Genomic DNA, 19,446 nt, shown 5'->3' with positions numbered 1-19,446 from the left:
TGCCAGCGCCTCGAGCCGCCGCGCGAGAAGGTCGGCCAGAGCGGGCGAGAGCCGGGCAGCGTCATAGACGAGCGTTGGCGTATCGGCCAGGTCGAGGGTCAGCGCCGTGCCGGGGATGAGGCCGCGCCCGGCCAGACGCAGGCCGATATGCGGCGCTTGTGCGGCGTCAAGCGCCGGGTCACGGGCAAAGAGATCGAGCGCGAAGGCACCATGCGCCTCGGCCTCGGGGATGGTTTGGCGCAGGTCCGAGACCGCCACCGGCACCCAAGGGCAGACATGGCCCGGTGACGGTGCGGCCTCGACCGCCGCCCCGGCATAGGCGATATGCGTGGCCTCTGCGCCGCCCAAACGCGCGGCCCAGAGGCCAATCGCGTCGCGCGTATCGGCGGGCAGATCAAGCGGGCGGCGTTCTTCTGCGCCTGCGCCGTGGCCCAGTGGCAAGGTTATGGGCCGCATGGCGCGCAGGGCGTTGCGCCAATAGCCATCCTGCGGCGCGAGTTTTGTCAGAAGGTCGGTGACGGGATGTGAGGTCAGCACCGAGCCCACCGCGATACCGGCGAGATCGACCGCGCCACCCTCTGGCCCGGTCAGTGCGCTGAGCCGCAGCGCGCCTGCGGCGGTGGCCACGGTCAGGCGCGTTGCATCGACACTGAGGACAACGCCCGGTGCGCCGCTGTTCGGCACCACCTCGGCCCGGCCCACCAGGAACACACGGTCGCCCGCGATGATCCGCGTCCTGTTGAGCGGATTGGCATAGCCGCCGTGATCGAGCGCGCGCACCAGTCGCGCCAGAGACTCAGCGGTTTCGGTGAAATCGAGGCAGAGCCCCTCGGGGCGCTGATCGCGGGCGAAATAGCTGCGCGCGCTGAGGTCTTGGATCTGGGCCGTCACGGCCCCCTGTTCCAGCGCGGCGATCACATCGGGAAAGCTGTCGAGCGCCGCCGCGTAACATTTGGCGTTTAGGGTAAAGGCGGTTTCATCCACCGAGATGTCGACCATGCGCTGTGCGAAGATGCGCCCCTCGTCCACCCCGCCTTCGATCAGGTGCCAGGTGATGCCGTGCTGCGTCTCGCCGTTCAGAATCGCCCAGACCGGCGCGTTGAGACCGGCGTAGCGCGGCAAGGGGCCATCGTGGAAATTGACCGCGCCGCGCGTGGCGCAGGCCAGCACGGTTTGCGGCAAGAGGTCGAGATTGGCGATGGAGAGGAGCCAATCGCAATTCAGATCGCCCAAGCGCTCGGCCAGACCCGGACCGGGGGCGAGGGTGCGCAGGCCATTGGCCTCGGCCCACGCCGCCACATCGGGGTGGCGGGTGACCACCGCCGCGATGCCATGCCCGCGCGCCAGCCATGCCGCGCCACAGTGCAGGGCGAGGGATTCGTTGCCGATCAAGAGGGCCTGCATCATGGTTTGATCCTTTTTGGCCTGTTCAGCGCCGCGCCAAGATCGCCCAGCACCAGATCGCGCAGGAAATGCGGCGGGCGGCCCGCACCCTTGCGCCGGATGAAGCGCCAGAGCGTGCCCAGACCCGCGCCCAGCAGATGCGCCAGCGTGACAAGGGCGAGATAGGCGGCACCGTGGTTCTTGGTGAAATAATAGCGGCGCGAGGCGAACCAATAGGCGGGCACGCGGTCCCAGTGCTTCATCCCGGTGCTGACCGATCCGATATGCTCAATCCGGCTATTTTCGACGAAATCGGTGCGCCAGCCGGCACGCGCGGCGCGCAGGCAGAGGTCTGTTTCCTCGAAATAGAGGAAAAATTCTTCGTCAAAGCCGCCGATTTGGTCGAGCACGTCTTGGCGGATCATCAGGCTGGCCCCCGCCAGCCAATCGACCGTCTGCGAGGTCTGGGGCACGGGCAGGGGCACGGCGGCATTGCGCAGGAGGCGGCTGATCGGGCCGATCCGCGCCGCGCCCTCAAATTCACCCAAGATTGACGGAAAGCGAAAGCAGGTCACATGTGCCGCGCCGTCGGGGCCGTGGATATAGCTGCCTGCAAGCCCGGTTTGCGGGGTCGCTTCCAGATGGGAGAGCAAGGCGGCAATGGCATCCGGGGCGGGAAAGGCATCGGAATTGAGGATATAGACGTAATCGGGGCGCGTTCCGTCGCTGAGACCGGCGCGCATGCCCGCGTTATTGCCCGCGCCAAAGCCGCCGTTATGCCCCGATTGCACCACGCGCACCCGGTCCCAATCGGCAACACCGGCCTGCATCGCCTCGAACGAGCCATCGCCGGAGTCGTTGTCCACCAACACAATCTCGCCCGCGATTCCCTGCATGGCGTGGCGGGCGGCATCCGCTGCTTTGAGGCTCATGTCGGGGGTGCGCCAGTTGAGCACGATGGTGAGGACGCGGGGGCCTTCTTGGGACGCGGTCATTCTGCGGCCTCGCGACGATCGGGGATGGTTGGCATGGCTTCCGCGGCCTCGATCACCCGGCGCATGCGCGCGGCCAAGACCCGCACATTCGGCTCCAACACCATGGAATCATGCGTGCCGGGCACCTCTGTCACCTGCACCTGCGGGGCAAAACCCGCCCAGTCATTGTCGGCCAGGACATAGGCGCGCTCGCTGCTGACCCAGCGGCCATCGGAGACCTGCCATTTGCCCACCAGTGGCGGACGGAAGAGATGCAGCGCGCCTGCCCATGGGCGCAGCTGATATTTGGCGATGGCGCGGTAAAACGCGGCCTCGATGGCGCTGTCGTGGAATTGATGCGCGTCGGTCACGGCCTCGGGTTTGGGGCGGCGTTTGGTGATTTCCCAAGCGATCCGCCGCGCTGCCCACCGCAGCGGATAGAGCGGGCCACCGGCCCTGAGTTCCTGCCATTGGATCATCAGCCGGTCGCGACGCGAGAGCGGGCGGCGTTGGGGCAGCGGCGTGTCGAGCAGAACGATCAGCGCCACCTCTTCGCCTGCCGCGCGCAATTGCTGCGCCATTTCATAGGCGGTGATGCCGCCGCCCGAGAAACCACCCAAGAGATAGGGGCCGTGCGGCTGGACTTGGCGCAGTTCGGCGATCATGTCGCGCGCGGCCTCGGTCAGATCGTCATGGGGGGCAGCGCCGCCATAGAGGCCACGCGCCTGAAGCCCGTAAAAGGGCCGATCCTCGCCCAAGAGATGCGCCAGATGCCGCAGGTTCAGCACATTGCCAAACATGCCCGCGACGAGGAAGAAGGGCGTTTTCGACCCGCCTTCGCCCCGGTGCATCGGCACCAGATGGGTAAAACGGCGCTGCGGTTCTTGTGGTGCGGGGGTGTCCTGTCCCGCCTCCTGCGGCCCGATTTGCGCCTCGATCAGCGCGGCACAGGCGCGGATGGTGGGGGCCTCGAACAGGATCGAGATGGGCAGATCGACGCGGTAGGCCTTGCGGATCATGCCAAAAAGGCGGACGGCGATCAGGGAATGACCACCAAGGTCAAAGAATGAATCCTCGGCCCCGACCTGTTCCAGCCCGAGCAGGTCAGACCAGAAGCCCGCAAGACGGGTCTCAATCTCGCCCTCGGGGGCGACGAAATCGCTGTCGAGATCGGGGCGTTCAAAGCGCTGTCCGGTGCTGTCCGTGCTGTGCGCGCCCGCCTCTGCCTGCGCGATGAGCGCGGGCAGGTCGAGCGAGGAGACAAGGATTTGCGGCGCGGACTGCGCCAAGGCCCGGCGAAACGCCTCTGCCCCCTCAGTGGGGCGGATGCCCTCGCGCAGGTTGTGGCGCAGGCGCTCTTCGGCGGGGCTTGTCGGCGCGCTCTCGGTCTGGCCCTCGAACCGGACGTCACTGGCGCGCGGCGGCGTGAGGGTGAGGCCGCCCACCTGTTTGCGGATGGCGAAATCGGTGATCTCGATCAGCACCCGGCCCGCGGCATCGCAGAGCGTGATATCAAAGCGCGCGGTTTCATCGCTCGCGCGGTTTTGGGCCGCGTTGCGGATATGGGACCAGACCTCGGCCCCCAAGGGCGCGTGGACGCTGAGCGCGCCATAGGACATGGGCACCCAGAGATCGGCCCCGTCATAGCCCGCAATCAGCCCCATGGCCCAGCCGGTTGCGATATCCATCAGCGCGGGGTGCAGGAGATAACCTGCGGCGAGATCGCCTTGCGCGCTCTCGGGCAAGGTCAGATGCGCCAGACCTTCGCCCCGGCCCAACCCCATGGCACGCAGCACGCGCCAGCGCGGGCCGAAATCAAGATGCACCTCTTGCGGGGCGGCAAGGGCCGTATCGCCTGCCTCTTGCCAGTTTGGCATACGGTCACGTATGGAATCAAGATCGAGCGCCGCAGGCGGGGTGAGCGGCAAGAGGCTCAGCCTGGCCTCGGCCAGTGTGACCCAGCCCTGACGCCCGGCCTGCGCGTGATCGCCCTCGATCCGGGCGGCATAGCCTGTGTCATTGCGTGTCAGGGTGAGGCGCATGTCGCGTGTGCCGCCCTCGGGCATGTCAAAGGCGCGCAGGAACCACAGATCGCGGATTTCAAACGGGCCATCCTCGCCCTGTGCGCGCAGCGCCTCGGCCAAAAGCTCCAGATAGCCGGTGCCGGGCAAGAGCGCCTGACCGGATTTGGTGCGGTGCTGATCGAACACCCAGTGCCCGGCGTCATAGTGGGCGTGCAGCACCCGGTTGCCGAGCTCGTCGTGGCTGGCCTCATGCACCAGCGGTGCCGGGACCGGCAGGCGCGGAGCGGCGAGCGCGTCGCCGCGTTGCTGCGCCACCGCCTCGGCGGCCATGCCCACCTCGGCCCAGATGCCCCAGTTGAGGGCAATGACGCGGGTCTTGTCGCCCGCGCGGCTGCGGGCATAGGCGTTGAGATAGGCGTTGGCGGCAACGTAATCCACCTGTCCCGCCGGGGCGGTCGCTGTGGAGGAAGAGGAAAACAGCACCAGCCAGTCGAGCGTGCCATCGGAAAACACCTCGTCCAGCACCTGCGTGCCGTGGATTTTCGGGGTGAACACATCCTCGATTGTGTCGGGGTTTTTGCTGAGGAGGGGGGCGTCCTTGATCACGCCCGCCGCGTGGATCACGCCATGGAGCGTGCCAAAACGCGCCTCGATTTCGGCGCGGGCGGCTTGCATATCCTCGATATTGCTGACATCGCCCGCCACGACCATGACCTGACCGCCCAAGCCCTCCAATCGCTCGACGGCGGCGATACGCCGGGCCAGCGGATCGCCAGCACCACGGGTTGCCATGACGCGCGGCCAGTCGGCGCGGGGCGGTAGCGGGCTGCGGGCCATCAGGACGATCTTGGCGTTTGAGCGCGTGATCAGATCCTCGGCCAAGGTGAGGCCAATGCCGCCAAAGCCGCCGGTGATCAGCACGGTCTGGCCCAGCGTGATCGGGGTCTCGGCGGGCAGGAGAGGTGTGGCGCGCCAGCCTGCCTCATAGCGCCGCGTGCCACGCAACGCCGCCACATGGTTGCGCGGGGGCTGCATCAGATCCTCAATCACCTGCGTCACCAGCGCCGCATCCACGCCGCGCGGGGGCAGCGCCAGATCAAGGCTTGCCGCCGTCACCCCCGGCAATTCGCGCGGGATCACCTGGAGCGGGCCTATCAGCGTGGCCTTGGCGGGGTCGCGCAGACCCTCGTCGCGGACCTGCGCCGCATCGTTGGTGAGGGCGGTGATATGCAGGGGCGTTGAGAGCCCTTCGTCGGCCATGGCCTGCGCCAGAAAGAGCAGGCTGTAAAAACCTTGTTCCTGCACGCGGTGGAAAAAGCTCGAACCGGGGCGGTGGCGGGCGTCCCGTGTGACCAGCCAGAAATGCGCGATGCGGGTCGGCATGCGGCCCTCGGCATTGAGGGCGCGGATCAGCGCGTCATAGCCTTCGCGCCCACGTTCGGGCGAGAGGGCGAAGCGCCCCGGTGCAAGGGCTGCGAAGGCGTCGCCGGTCGTGACATACGTTACCGTATGTCGCGCCGCCGCGAGCCGCTTGCCCACTGCCGCCGCAAGCCCTGAGTCATCCTCGAAGATCAGCCATGTTTCGGGCGGGAGTGCGGCCAGATCGGCCTCGCTGGCAATCTCGACCTCGGCCAGATGCGGTCGCCAATGGGGCAGATAGCCCCAGCCCGTCAGATCGTCGCCGCGCGTGGGCCAGTCGTCTGCACGCGTGTCGCCTACCGTGCCGGGGGTGATGAAATAGGGCTTGTGCTGAAAGGCGTAAGTGGGCAGCGGCACGCGGGCGTGCCGGGCCTCGCCCCAGATTTGATCCCAGTCGATGCTGACACCTACCGCCCACATCCGCGCCAGCATCGCCATGAAATAGGCGTCGTCGGCGATGCTATCCTCGGGGTGGCGCAGGGTGCCGATGACCTGATTGGCGCTGATCGCGCCATGGGCCTGTGCGAGGGAGGCCAGCACTTTGCCCGGTCCCACCTCCAGGAACACGCGGCGCGGACCCTCGGCCAGACGGCCCAGACCATCGGCGAAATGGACGGTGTTGCGCAGATGGCCGACCCAATAGGCGGGGTCGGTCGCCTCGGCTGCCGTGAGGTAATCGCCGGTGCGGTTCGACAGGATGGGGATTTGCGGGGCGTGCAGGGGAATGGAGCGCAGGTAATCGCCAAAGCGGGTCAGGATCGGTTCCAGCATGCGGGAATGCGCGGCGATGTCGATGGGGATGCGCGCGGTCTCGACCCCCGCCTCTGCCAGACGCGCTGCCAGATCATCCAGCGCCGCCTGCGGGCCGGAGGCCACGCTGAGCCCCGGCGCGTTGACCGCCGCGATGTCGAGCGTCTCGCCAAGGTAGGGGCGCAGCGCCTCGGCCCCAAGGGGGACGCTGAGCATGCCGCCCTTGGGCACCGTGTCAAACAACTGCCCGCGCAGATGCACCAGCCCGATGCAATCCTCGAAGCTGAGCACACCGGCGAGACAGGCGGCGGTATTCTCGCCCATGGAATGCCCGATCAGGGCGGCAGGGGTCACGCCCCAGCTCTGCCAAAGCTGCGCCAGCGCGTATTCGGTGATCATGATCAGCGGCAATTGCACGGAGGGCTGTTTCAGCCGTTCCGTTGCCGCCGCCATATTGGCGGGGTCGGGCAGCCAGAGCGCGCGGATGTCGTAATCGAGTTTGGGTTGCAGCACCTCCAGCCCGCGATCCATCCATTCGGCAAAGACCGGCTCTGTCTCGTAAAGGTCGCGCGCCATGCCGGCATATTGCGCGCCGCCGCCGGGGAACATGAAGACGACGTCGGGCGCGTCGAGCGCCTCATGGGTAAAGACGCGGCGCGGATCGCCCTTTTCCAGCAGGGTTGCGGCCTCGTCGTGGGAGGAGGCCACCACCACGCGGCGGCGTTCAAAGGCGCGGCGGCCTTGCTTGAGGGTCCAGGCCACATCGGCCAGCTCCTGCTCCGGATGCGCGCGCAGATGCGCGGCCAAGCGGGCGGAAGTCTCATCAAGCGCCGCTTTGGAGCGGGCAGAGATCACCAGCGGCTGAAACGGCCAATCGCTCGCCTCTGAGGGCGCGCGCGCGGAGGGTTCCTCGAGCACGACATGCGCGTTGGTGCCACCGACGCCCAGTGAATTCACGCCCGCGCGGCGGGGATGATCGCGGCGCGGCCAAGCGGTGAGCCGGTCATTGACCGCAAAGGGGCTGCCGTCAAAGGCAATCGCGGGATTGGGCGCCTCATAGCCCAAGGAGGGCGGCATTTGCCCGTGATAAACCGCCAGCGTCGCCTTGATCAGGCTGGCCACGCCCGCCGCCGTATCAAGATGGCCGATGTTGGTTTTGACGCTGCCGATGCGGCAGAAATCGACCGCTTGGGTGGTCTCGCGAAACGCTTGAGTGAGGGCGGCAACCTCGATGGGATCGCCCAGATAGGTGCCGGTGCCGTGGCATTCCACGTAATCGACGGTCTCGGCGGAGATGCCCGCCACGGCCTGCGCCTCGGCCACTGCCGCCGCTTGACCATCGACGGATGGGGCGAGATAGCCCGCCTTGACCGCACCATCGTTATTGACCGCCGATCCCTTGATCACGCCCCAGATGTGATCGCCATCAGCCAGCGCATCCGAGAGCCGCCGCAGCACCACGACGCCCGCGCCAGACCCGAACACCGTGCCCTGCGCGCGGTGGTCAAAGGCATGGCATTCGCCGTCGGGCGACAGGATCTCGCCGTCTTTATAGAGATAGCCGCGCCCCTGCGGCAGCTCAATCGTGACGCCGCCCGCCAGCGCCATGTCACATTCGCCATTGAGCAGCGATTGCGACGCCACATGCACCGCGACAAGCGAGGTGGAACAGGCGGTTTGCAGGCCGAGCGATGGCCCCTTGAGATCGAGAAGATGGCTGAGCCGGGTGGTCAGGAAATCCTTGTCATTGCCGGTGTGGCGCAGCAGAAACATCCCCACATCGTCGACGAGGTCGCGGTTGGAGCAGAGGTTGAAGTAGAAATAGCTGCCCATGCCGCAGCCCGCGAAAACCCCGATGGAACCGGGGAAATGCTCGGGCGGATGGCCAGCATCCTCCAGCGCCTCCCACGCCACCTCCAGAAAGCGCCGGTGTTGCGGATCGAGGATCGCGGCCTCTTTGGGGCCAAAGCCAAAGAACTCGGCATCGAACATCTCGAATCCGTCAAGGGGTGCGGCAAAGGGCACGTAATCGGGGCGGCGGATCATCTGCGCGCGCTCGCCTGCGGCCAGTAACTCGGCCTCGGTCATGCGCCTTATGGCACGCTGCCCCGCGCAGAGGTTCTGCCAATACTCCGTCACGTTCCGCGCCCCCGGCAGGTGCGCGGCCATGCCGACAATGGCAATCTCTGTGCCGTCAGGCGACGGTTGGGTCATGTGATCCGCCATCAAATCCACTGCTCAAATCATACGGTGCCAAAACTCGCCCGACAATGCGACTGTTTTGCGGCATGCCCTTGGCGATAATGGTGTTTTCTCAGCTACCAGCCAGAGAGCTGCGCCAGATCAGAGAGCGCCGCAGCGTTGAGCCAGAGCGCCAGCGCCGCCAGCGCCGTCCCCAGCGCTGCCATGGCTGCGTCATGCAGCGGGTCCCAGGCCTGCATGTGTCGTGCCAGCCAGATCACCACCGGATAGGCCAGCACCATCGCCGCCCCATAGCCCAGAAGCGCCCCCATCAGCCCGCCCCATGCGAGGCCCAGCAGGAGGGCCACAATCATCGCCGCCGCCTTGGCCAGAGTCAAAAGGAAGAAGCGCCGCGAATCCCCCGCCGCGAGCGAGGCCTGATCATAGGTCATCACGATGATCTGCGGGAGTTGCATCAACGCCATCAGCACCACCACCGCGCCGGCCATAGTATAGCGGTCGTCATACATGATCCCCACCAGCCAGACGCCGAGGATGGCAAACCCGGCCGACAGCGCCATCAGCCCGCCCGTGACCGCAAAGCGCATGCGTCGCAGCTTGGCGAAATTGGCGGCGCTCTCTTGCGGGGGCAGCTCGCGGTAGATCGGGATCAGCAGCCGCCATGTCAGCATATGGCCCAAGAGCATCGGAAAGGAGGCAAGGAAGAAGCCGATATTATAGACACCAAAGACATCAAAGCTGAGGTATTTGCCCAAGATGAGCTTGTCCGCCTGATTGAAGAGAAAGCCGCAGATGGTGCTGAGGAAAATCCATTTGCCGAAATGGATGAGTTCCGAGGTCGCCAGCCGTTCCCAGCCCATCCGGTTCGATGCCCCCGGCAGAAAGAGCCAGAACAGCGCCAGCGCAACACCCGCGCTGAGCACGCCCGATATCACCAGCGCCCAGACCGACTGCCACCACCACGCCAGCGCCACCGCCGCCACGATGCCGGTGATCTGCACCGCGAATTCGATGGCCGTGACCCGGCCCCAGCGCAGATGCCGCTTGGCGGTATCAAGCGCGGTGGGGTTGAACCCGGTGATCAAGAGCGACAGCCCCGCCACCGGCAAAAGCTGCATCAAAAGGGGGTCGTCATAGAATAGCGCCACCGGCCAAGCCAGCGCGCAGGCCACCAGCCAGAGTCCCACGCCGCGCAGCGCCTGAATGGTCCAGGCGGTGTTGAGAAAGGCCGGATCATCGCCACGTTTGCTTTGCATGATTGCGGGGCTGACGCCCACGTCGGAGAATTGCATCAGGCCCTGGATGATGACCGAGACGATGGCCATCAGGCCAAAGGCCTCGGGGAAAAGCAGCCGCGCAAGGATCAGGTTCGACGCCAGCCGCAGCACCTGCGCCCCGCCGAATCCCGCGACAGTCAGCGCCGAAGACCGCAGCGCCCGCGCCAAGAGCCCCTCGCCCGAGAATATCGTCGTTAGCCGCTGCATCCGCCTCACTACTCCGTCGTTCCGGTTGCTCCGGACTTCACGATGACTCAGCGGCCTCGCGCCCAGTCGTCCCCACCCTGCCGCAACCGCACGGCAATCGCCACAGCAATATAAGCGAGAAAGCCCAGAGGCACGCGCAGGGCGGCGCGCAGCACCCATGCCGCGCCCCGAGGCCGCGCGTCGTCATTGGCCAAGAGCGCCGGGTATAGGCGCGAGATTTCCGCGACACCCGCATCCTGCCTGCGCCGCACCCGGATCAGCGCGCCAAACCCCTCGACAATCGGCCAGCTGTAGGGGGCGGGCACCGCGTGGCGTTCGCGGGGGGCAAAGTGCAGCCGGGCAAAGGTATCGTCCGAGATAATCCCCGGCCAATCGCCCCACCGCGCCCGACCCGCGCGGGTCATCGCAAAGAGGCCGCAGCCGGGCACGCCGTGGTGGAAAAAGGGCACGCGACGGTAAAACCCGGCATAAAGGCGGCTGAAGGCGTTGCGCGGTGTGGGAATCACAACCTGACCGCTGGCATAGACCGGCCCTGTGCGGTCGAGCGCCTCGGCGATCTGCCGCAGGAGCGGGGGTGAAACCAAGACATCGGCATCGAGATAGGCCAGCACCGCGCCCCGCGCCACCGCCTCGCCCGCGCTCAGCGCGCCGGGTTTGCCACCCTGCGGCATGTCGAGCACGCTAAGCGTCCAATCGCGCGCCTGCGGACGGCAGGCTTCGGCCTCGGCCACGGTGGTATCGTGACAACCATTGGCCACGACGATCACCTCTGCCCCGCCCGGCACCGGCTCCGAGGCAAAGAGCGCCTGCAGGCAGGCGTCGATCATCCCCGCCTCGTTATGGGCGGGAATGATGACGCTGAGCCGGGGTGCGGTTTTGTCCGTCAACAAAGGGTTTCCAAATCCATCGCCCGCGAGCCTGTGCTGAGCCTGCGCGGCATGCTAGAGCTTATCCGACAAACTGGCGGCAAGCGGAACCGAAAATGCCTGATCCCCTGAACCTTGGCTATCTTGTGCCCCAGTTTCCGGGCCAGACGCATATCTTCTTCTGGCGCGAGATTGCGGATCTGGAGCGCTTGGGCGCGGTGCCGCATCTCTTGAGCACGCGACCTCCGCCGCCCGGTCTTGTATCCCATGACTGGTCTGACGCGGCCATCGCGCGCACCACCTATCTCGGGCGGCCCACGCCCGGTCACGCGCTGACGGGTCTCTTGCGCGCGCCGTGGTCCGACATCTTGCGTGAACGGCAGGGCGGTGAATTCCTCAAGGATGTGCTGATCTGCCTGCCTGCGGCGCGGGCGCTCATCCAGAACTGCCGCGCGCGGGGGATTGGTCATGTGCATGCCCATTCCTGCGGGCGGGCCGCGCTGATCTGTGCCTTGGCGCGGCTGATGGGCGGGCCAAGCTATAGCCTCACGCTGCATGGCGCGCTGTCGGATTATGGTCCCGGTCAGGGGTTCAAATGGCGGCATGCCAGCTTTGCCACCATCATCACCCATAGGCTCATGGCCGAAATGCGCGATGTTCTTGGTCCCGACCTGCCCGCCGATGTGATGGTACAGCCGATGGGCGTCGATACCGAAGATTTCAAGCGTGACACGCCCTATCTCCCACCTGCACCCGGTGCGCCGCTGCGGCTCTTTTCCTGTGGGCGGTTGCACCGGGTCAAAGGGCATCAGGATTTGCTCTCGGCGCTGCGCCTGCTCTTGGATCGCGGCATCGACGTGCAGTTGGACATCGCGGGCGAGGATGACGCAGGCGGCACCGGCTATCGCGCTGAATTGCAAGCGCATCTTGAGGCGCTGGGTCTGGGCGCGCATGCCCGGCTCTTGGGGGCCATCAGCGGGGCTGAGGTGCGGCGGCATCTCTTGGCGGCGGATGTGTTCGTACTGGCCAGTTGGCATGAACCGCTGGGCGTCGCCTATATGGAGGCCATGGCCTGCGGCGTGCCCACCATCGGCACGGATGCGGGCGGGGTGCGGGAATTGATTGATCCGGGCGAAAGCGGGCTCTTGGTGTCGCCGAAATCGCCGCAGGTGCTGGCCGAGGCCATTGCCACCCTTGCCGATGATCCCGCGCTCTGCGCACGCCTCTCTGAGGCCGGGCGCGCGCGCGTGGTGCAGGATTTCCGCTCGAGCCAAGGGGCCGAGACACTGATCGCGGGCGCAAACCGGGCGATGGCTAGGGGCGGGGTGGTCTAGGGATGAGTGCCTGAAGGGGACGTTTAAATTGCCACGCGCGCGGAACAAGGCGCGGAGCGCCGCCGCGCGATCGCTGGGCCGTCCGTCGCACCGAAGGTGCGCCGCTTTATCTCGGTACGCCTTCGGCGTGACGGCCTAGCGATTTTGAGACGGACTGCATCTCTTTGAAGTCATACGGACTTTGCTTGCATTAAGCGGCAGTTGCCGCCGTTGCATCGCTAGTCCCCGGCCCAGCGACCGCGCGGCTCATCGCACGGGGCCAATGTCACCTTCAGGCCAAGGTTCCGTCTAGTGCCACCCCAGCCCGCGACCTAACCCTGTGCAATCTCCAGAAACCGCGCGATCTGATCCTCGGTGACGGACCAATCGCACACGAAACGCGCCATCAGCGGCTCATCCATCGCACCGCCGTCCAAAGGCCCCTCATAGAGCGCATAGGCCGCCCCCGCCGCCTTGAGGCGCTGATGCGTGGCGCGGGGCAGGCGGGCAAAGATCATGTTGACGTCGCGCGCAAACACCATCTCGGCCCCCGGCACCGCGCGCAATCCGGCCTCCAGCACCGCCGCGCGGTCATTGGCCTCTTGCGCCGTGCGCAGCCACAGGTCATCGCGTAAATAGCCCAGCATCTGCGCTGACAGATAGCGGTGTTTCGACACCAGATGCGCCGACCGCTTGCGCCGCAACTCAAACTCCCAGGCATTCTCGGGGTTAAAGAAAATCACCGCCTCGACCGCCAGACAGCCATTCTTGGTGCCGCCCATGCTGACCGCGTCAATGCCGGCGCGCCATGTCATTTCCGCAGGGGTGCAGCCCAGGGCCGCCACCGCATTGGCAAAGCGCGCGCCGTCCATGTAGCAGGGCAGCCCGTGATCGCGCGCCACTTGGGTCAGGGCCGCAATCTCGGCGCAGGTGTAAATCCGCCCGCGTTCCGTCGCTTGCGTCAGGGCGAGCGGCCCATGCTGCGGATTGTGCACATCTCCTGCGGGCCAGACCGCAATCGCGCGCGCCAGATCCTCGGGCGTCATCTTGTCCGCCGCACCCACAAGGCTCAGCTTGGCGCCGCCGGTGAAAAACTCGGGCGCGTTGCATTCGTCGGTGTGGATATGCGCAAGCGGCGTGCAGAACACCGTCTGCCACGGCTCCGAGAGGGTGGCCAGCGCCAGCGCATTGGCCGCCGTGCCGGTCGCTACCAGATAGACACTGGCCTGCGGTGCCTCAAAAAGCGCGCGCAGACGGTCGCGCACCTCATCCATCTGCGCCTCTGTGCCATAAGAGGGCGCATGACCCCGATTGGTCTCGGCCATCGCTTGCATGACGGCGGGCAGGGCCGGGCCGGAATTGTCAGAGGCGAACTGCATCAGAGCGGCTCCTCGATGATGTGATCTTCCCAATCGTCCTCGGGCACCTCGAATTCCGGCAGGGTCCGGTGCCGCATCGACACGCCTGCGTCATGCACGCTGGCTGGATCGCCGGAAATCAACGGATGCCAGGGATAGAGCGGCTTGCCGAGATGCAAGAGCTTGTAGGCGCAGGTTTCCGGCAACCAATAGGCATGGCTCTCGATCGTATGCGGCTTGAGCGTGATGCATTCGGGCACAAACTGATGCCGGATCGGGTATTGCGCACAGAGGCAGGTGGTATCGTCAAACAGGCGACAGGCGACGCGGGTAAAGGCCACCTCGCCGGTTTCCTCATCCTCCAGCTTGTTCATGCAGCATTTGCCGCAGCCATCGCAGAGCGCTTCCCATTCGGCGCGCGTCATGCGGTCAAGGCGCGTGGTTTCCCAATAACGCGGGCGTAATCCGCTGCGGTTGATGGCATCGCTCATAGCGCGGCCAGAATGTCGCGGGCGCGCAGGCAATCGGCATCCATCTGCGCGATAAATGCCTCCAGACTGTCGAATGTCGCCTCGGGGCGCAGGTATTCTATCAGCCCGACCGACAGGTTTGCGCCATAGAGATCGCCGGTAAAGTCAAAGATGAAGGTTTCGATATTGGCCTCTTCGCCCTGAAACATCGGCCGCACGCCAAGCGACGCCGCCCCATGATATTGCCCCTTATGTGGCCCATCCAGAACATCGACCAGCACGGCATAAATGCCGAACTTGGGCGGATGCAGCCCCTTGATCGACATATTGGCGGTCGGATAGCCCAGCGTGCGGCCCCGCTGCTCGCCGCCAATCACCGGCCCGTCGATCCGGTGCCAATGGCCCAGCATGGCGGCAGCGGCGCGCGGCGCGCCCTCGCTCAGCGCGGCACGGATCGCCGTTGACGACACCTGCCCGCTCTCGCCCTCGAGGAGCGTGGCGATGGTCACGTCAAACCCCATTTCGTCGCCGAACTCTTGCAGCATCGTGGCATTGCCCGCCCGTCCCTTGCCAAAACAGAAATCCGCGCCCACCACCACATGACGCAGGCCCAGACCGTCGCGGATCACAGTCTCCGCAAAGGCGCGCGGGCTGAGCGCCGCCAGACCCGCGTTGAAATTGATTTCATAAAGCCGCTCAACGCCCAACTTTTCCAGCCGATGCGCCCGCGCCTCGCGGCCCATCAGGCGAAAGGGCGGTGCGTCGGGGGCGAAATACTCGCGCGGATGCGGCTCAAAGGTCAGGATGCCCAAGGGCGCGCCAATGCGCTCCCCCGCCGCGCGCGCCAACTCAATCACCGAACGGTGGCCGATATGCACGCCATCGAAATTGCCGATGGCGGCGCTGGCGCCCCGGTCGGCATCGGTGACATAGGTGTAATCGCGGATGATACGCATGGGCAGAGGGGTAGCGCCGCAACGCCGCCGGTGCAAGAGCGATCAGGCGCTGCGCGGGCGGCGTAAGGCTGTGACGAGATAGACCAGCAAGAGGCCAAGCGCGCTGCCCATCAGAAAGAGCGCCAACGCCGCGCCAATAGGTGGCAGCGGCATCAGCGCCGCCAGCGGCCCCGGCAAATCCCCTGTCACCAGAACCCAGCCCATCGTCGCCCCGAACCAGCCCAGCACCATCGCGAGCCCGGCACCAAACACGCCCTGCAGCCCCGCGCGTCTGCGCCACAAGCCCCGTCTGAGCGCCGTCACAGGCCGCCTGAGATCATGCCCGATGGCCAAGAGCGCCGGCACCACCAAAAGCACCAGCACCATCCCGAACCCAAGACCGTAAACCAGCGTGATCACCGTCGGCTTGAGAAATTGCGCCTGAGTCGAGCGTTCAAAGAGCAGTGGCGCCAGCCCCAGAACCGTCGTCAGCGTGGTCAGAATCACAGCGCGCAGCCGGTCGGCGGTGCCTTCGATGATGGCCGGGATCAACCCGCGCGATTCCGCATGTTCGTCAACCGACGTGACCAGCACGATGGAATCGTTGATGATGATGCCGGTCATGCCCAGCAATCCCACCACCGTGAACATCGACAGCGGCACATCCCATTGCGCATGACCCCAGATCGTGCCCACCAGACCAAAGGGGATAATTGCCATCACCACCATCGGCCTGGTCCAACTCGCAAAGACCAGCGACAGCACCAGATAAATCCCCAAGAGCGTCGCAATCAGGCCAAGACGCGCGTCGGCCATAAAGTCATCTTCTTGTTCGCTGAGGCCCGCGAGGCGGTATTCCACCTGATAGCGCGCGGCGACATCGGGCAGGATCTCGGTTTCCAGCGCCTGCACGATTTCGGCGGCGCGGGCCGGATCATCCTCGGAAATATCACCCGTCACCGTCACCAGCCGCAGCCCGTTCTCTCGCCGGACCGAGGCAAAGCCGGTGCGTGTCTCGACGCTGACCACATCAGCCAGCGGCACATATTGCCCGGTTGGCGTGCGCAACTGCATGCGTTCGAGAAAATCGGCGGCCAGTTCATCCTCGGGAAGTTCCACCCGCACCTCGGCAGAGCGGGGGCCGTCGGGATAGGTCGCGGCCTCGATGCCGTTCACCCGGTTGCGCAGGGTCTGGCCAAGATCGTCGATGCTAAAGCCAAGGGCCGCCCCCTGCGGGGTAAGGTCCAGGATCATCTCGGCCTTGTCATAGGCGAGAGAGTCCTCGAGCGCCGACACTTCGGGATAGCGCCCGAGTGCTGTTTTCAGCGCCTCAGCGGCGGACTTGAGTTGATCCGCCTCCGCGCCGTAGAGTTGAATGTCGAGCGCATCACCACCCGGCCCCGCCCGCGATCCGCGAAAGCTCAGCGTCTCGGTCAGCGGATGCTGCTCCACCCGCTCTTGCAGAGCGGCGACAAAGGCGAAACTGGAATAGGGCCGCAGATCGGCGTCGATCAGTTCAATGGAAATCCCGCCCAAGAGATCGGCCTCGCGGGTGTCCGACCCCGACAGGCCACGCCCCGCAGCGCCCCCCAATTGCGCCACCACATAGGCCAGCGGGTTTGCCCCATGCTCGGCCTCGTAGTCCGCGCCAAGGTCTTCGGCCGCGCGCTGCAAGGCGCGCATTTGCGCCAGCGTATCGTCGCGCGAGGCCCCGGGCAGCATGGCGAAGTTGCCCGTCACGCTGCCCTGTTCCGGCGCGTTGAAAAACCGCCATGTCACATCGCCGCGCATAAAACTCGCGACCTGCGTGGCCAAGAGCAGCACCGCCGCCGCCAGCACGACATAGCGCGCTCGGATCACCAGCCCGATCAGCGGGCGAAAGGCCCGGTCGCGAAACACGCCAAAGCCCCGGTTCACCACCCGGCTCGGGATGTCATACCAATGGACCTTGGCCGAATGCGCCAAGGCATGCGCCATATGATTGGGCAGGATCAGGAAACACTCGATCAGGCTTGCGGCCAGAACCGCGATCACCGTGAAGGGAATGTCATAGATCAGATCGCCAAACCGCCCGCCGATCACCACCAGCCCGAAAAATGCAATCAGCGTGGTTAGCGTGGCAGCAAAAACCGGCAGCGCCATGCGTCCGGCGGCGCGCTCTGCCGCGACCATTGGCGGCTCGCCCAGCTTGCGGTGCCGCGCATCAGCATGTTCGCCCACCACGATGGCGTCATCCACCACGATCCCCAGCGTAATGATCAACGCGAACAGCGAAATCATGTTGAGCGTGAGGCCGGCCGCATACATCAGCGCCAGCGCAGCCAGCATCGCGACCGGAATCCCCGCCGCCACCCAGAATGCCGTGCGCGCGTTCAGAAATAGAAAGAGCAGCCCCACCACCAGCGCCAGACCCGTCAGCGCATTGTCCAAGAGCATCTTGATCCGGCCCGAAATCGCCTCGGCGCGGGTGCGGATGAGGTCAATGCTCACCCCCTCGGGCAGGGTTTCGGCCATGCGGTCGGCCACCGCCTGCACCTTGGCCTGAATATCAAGCGCATCCCCCCGCGCCGAGCGGTCCACGCGGACGTTCATGGCCGGGGCATCGCCGACGTAATAGGCCAGCGCCCGCGTCGCCCCTTGGACCCGCACCCGCGCCACCTCACCCACCGTCAGCGCGCTGCCATCGGGGGCAATCCGCAGGGTAATGCCAGCAATGTCGCGCGCGCTGCGCTTGTCAGAGCCGGTGCGCAGCCGGGCATTCGCCCCGGTCATGTTCCCGGCCGGATCGGCGGTGATCTCGGCGGCAATGGCGGCGGCGATCTCTGCCATGGTGATGTCATTGGCAATGAGCGCCGGACCCGGCACCTCGATCACCGTTTCGGGGGCTGCCACACCCTCGATCGTGGTGCGCGTGACCCCCGCATCAAAGAGCCTTGTCACCAACTCATCCGCCAGCCGCGCCAGTTGCTCGGTGCCCACGGGGCCGGTGATCACCACATCCGTCACCTGATCGCGCCAGGCACCGCGCCGCACGACGGGTTCATCGGCCTCGTCGGGCAGGGTGGTGATGATATCGAGCGCCGCCTGCACCTCGTCGGCGGCGCGGCCCATATCCCAGCCCGGCTCGAATTCGAGTGTCACCAGCGCGCTGTTCTCACGGCTGAGCGAGGTTGCGGCCTCCACCCCCTCCACCGCCAATAGGGCCGGTTCCAGCACCTGCACAATGGCCCCGTCCACATCCTCGGCGCTCGCACCGTCCCAGGCCACTGACACGCTCACATTGTCGATCACCACATCGGGAAAGAACTGCGCCCGCATACGCGGCAAGGCCATCAGACCCAAGGCGATCATCAGCACCAAGAGCAGGTTGGCCGCCGTGCGGTGCCGCGTGAACCATGAGATCAGGCCCGGCATGCTACTCAGCCTCCGATCCGGCGTTCCAGCCGTTCCACCGTGCTCAGCGAGACCTCGGGCTGCTCCAACTGCGCCAGCAACCGGCGCTTGGCCTCGTCCGGCATATCGGTGCTCGCCTCGACATAGGCCATGAGGCGCGCGCGCCGATCCGGGGTGAGCGTCACGGTGTCGGCCTCTGGCACGGCCTCGGCGCTCTCCAGTTTGCGCACCTTGATGCCCGCGCCCAGAACCGGCGTGCGTTCGGCGACCACATCGCGCCCCGCCACCCCTGCGCCGCGCACCAGAATATCATTGCCTTGCCGCCGCAAGAGCGAAACCTCGATCGCTTCCAGCCGCTCGTCCGCGCCAATCACCAGCACCCGGCCATCCGGCCCCAGCGCCGTGGCAGGCAGGCGAATAGCGGCGGCAAGGGGCGGCTCTTCGACGGTCACAGTCACGAAATCGCCGGGCTTCATCGCGGGGGCAGTGTCCAGCGTGGCAAAGACCAATCGCCCGCTTTCACCTTCGGCCAAAGTCGCGGATTGCCGCGTGATCCGCCCCACAGCGCTCAGGTCCAGCCCGCCGGTATCAAGCGCCACCCTGACCGGTGCGTCGATCAACCCGCCGCCCGCATCCAAGAGCCGCGCATATTGCACGGTGGAAACCCGAAACGCCACTTCCAGTGCTGCCCCATCCACCAGTTGCGCCAGTTGTTCATTGGCCGCCACCAGACGGCCTTCAACCACGCTCACCTCGCTCAGCGTGCCGGTGAATCCTGCGGTGATGCGCGTTTCAGCCAGCCGCCGCTCGGCCTCGGACAGCGCCAGGTCGGCGCGGGCGGTGGCGGTGGCGGCCTGATCAATGCGCGCCTCCGC

11 protein-coding genes are annotated in these 19,446 nt (G+C 66.1%); 1 reads left to right on the top strand and 10 read right to left on the bottom strand.

Going from position 1 to position 19,446, the window contains the following annotated elements:
* From VR71_RS03110 to VR71_RS03090, 5 genes are all read right to left on the bottom strand, one after another.
* Positions 1-1,407: formyltransferase family protein (locus VR71_RS03110; protein WP_045681093.1), on the bottom strand; the 1,407-nt coding region annotated here is incomplete at its 3' end.
* Complete coding sequence (locus VR71_RS03105; protein WP_045681089.1) at positions 1,404-2,378, bottom strand: glycosyltransferase family 2 protein; 975 nt, start codon at positions 2,376-2,378, stop codon at positions 1,404-1,406. The genes VR71_RS03110 and VR71_RS03105, both read right to left, overlap by 4 nt.
* Complete coding sequence (locus tag VR71_RS03100; protein WP_296429801.1) at positions 2,375-8,764, bottom strand: type I polyketide synthase; 6,390 nt, start codon at positions 8,762-8,764, stop codon at positions 2,375-2,377. Before VR71_RS03100 ends, VR71_RS03105 begins: the two co-directional genes overlap by 4 nt.
* A gap of 104 nt (positions 8,765-8,868) precedes the next feature.
* Positions 8,869-10,236 (bottom strand): oligosaccharide flippase family protein, encoded by a 1,368-nt coding sequence (locus VR71_RS03095; RefSeq protein WP_045681085.1) that lies wholly within the window; start codon positions 10,234-10,236, stop codon positions 8,869-8,871.
* Positions 10,237-10,283: 47 nt separating this feature from the next.
* Complete coding sequence (locus VR71_RS03090) at positions 10,284-11,126, bottom strand: glycosyltransferase family 2 protein (protein WP_296429799.1); 843 nt, start codon at positions 11,124-11,126, stop codon at positions 10,284-10,286.
* A gap of 92 nt (positions 11,127-11,218) precedes the next feature.
* Between VR71_RS03090 and epsE the strand changes: the two genes are divergently transcribed.
* Positions 11,219-12,436, top strand: coding sequence for an exopolysaccharide biosynthesis GT4 family glycosyltransferase EpsE (gene epsE, locus VR71_RS03085; protein WP_045681083.1), 1,218 nt, complete (start codon positions 11,219-11,221; stop codon positions 12,434-12,436).
* Positions 12,437-12,747: 311 nt separating this feature from the next.
* Here the strand turns inward: epsE and VR71_RS03080 are convergent, their stop codons facing one another.
* From VR71_RS03080 to VR71_RS03060, 5 genes are all read right to left on the bottom strand, one after another.
* Positions 12,748-13,794: a low specificity L-threonine aldolase gene (locus tag VR71_RS03080; RefSeq protein ID WP_045681081.1), complete on the bottom strand. Its 1,047-nt coding sequence runs from the start codon at positions 13,792-13,794 to the stop codon at positions 12,748-12,750.
* Positions 13,794-14,264 carry a YcgN family cysteine cluster protein gene (locus VR71_RS03075; RefSeq protein WP_009815858.1) on the bottom strand — a complete coding sequence of 157 codons (471 nt, stop codon included), beginning with the start codon at positions 14,262-14,264 and terminating at the stop codon, positions 13,794-13,796. The genes VR71_RS03080 and VR71_RS03075 overlap by 1 nt, the downstream gene beginning before the upstream one ends.
* A complete protein-coding gene (locus tag VR71_RS03070) occupies positions 14,261-15,199 on the bottom strand; it encodes a bifunctional riboflavin kinase/FAD synthetase (protein ID WP_045681079.1) in 939 nt (312 codons plus the stop codon). Before VR71_RS03070 ends, VR71_RS03075 begins: the two co-directional genes overlap by 4 nt.
* 42 nt (positions 15,200-15,241) lie before the next feature.
* Complete coding sequence (locus VR71_RS03065) at positions 15,242-18,592, bottom strand: efflux RND transporter permease subunit (RefSeq protein WP_045681077.1); 3,351 nt, start codon at positions 18,590-18,592, stop codon at positions 15,242-15,244.
* Positions 18,593-18,597: 5 nt separating this feature from the next.
* The coding region (locus VR71_RS03060) for an HlyD family efflux transporter periplasmic adaptor subunit (RefSeq protein WP_045681075.1) at positions 18,598-19,446 on the bottom strand (849 nt) is incomplete at its 5' end.

It is taken from the genome of Roseovarius sp. BRH_c41 (assembly GCF_000961715.1).
In the GTDB taxonomy this organism is placed as follows: Bacteria; Pseudomonadota; Alphaproteobacteria; order Rhodobacterales; family Rhodobacteraceae; genus Roseovarius.
Note: the sequence above shows the minus strand (reverse complement) of the source record. Positions and strands in the feature narration are given on the sequence as shown.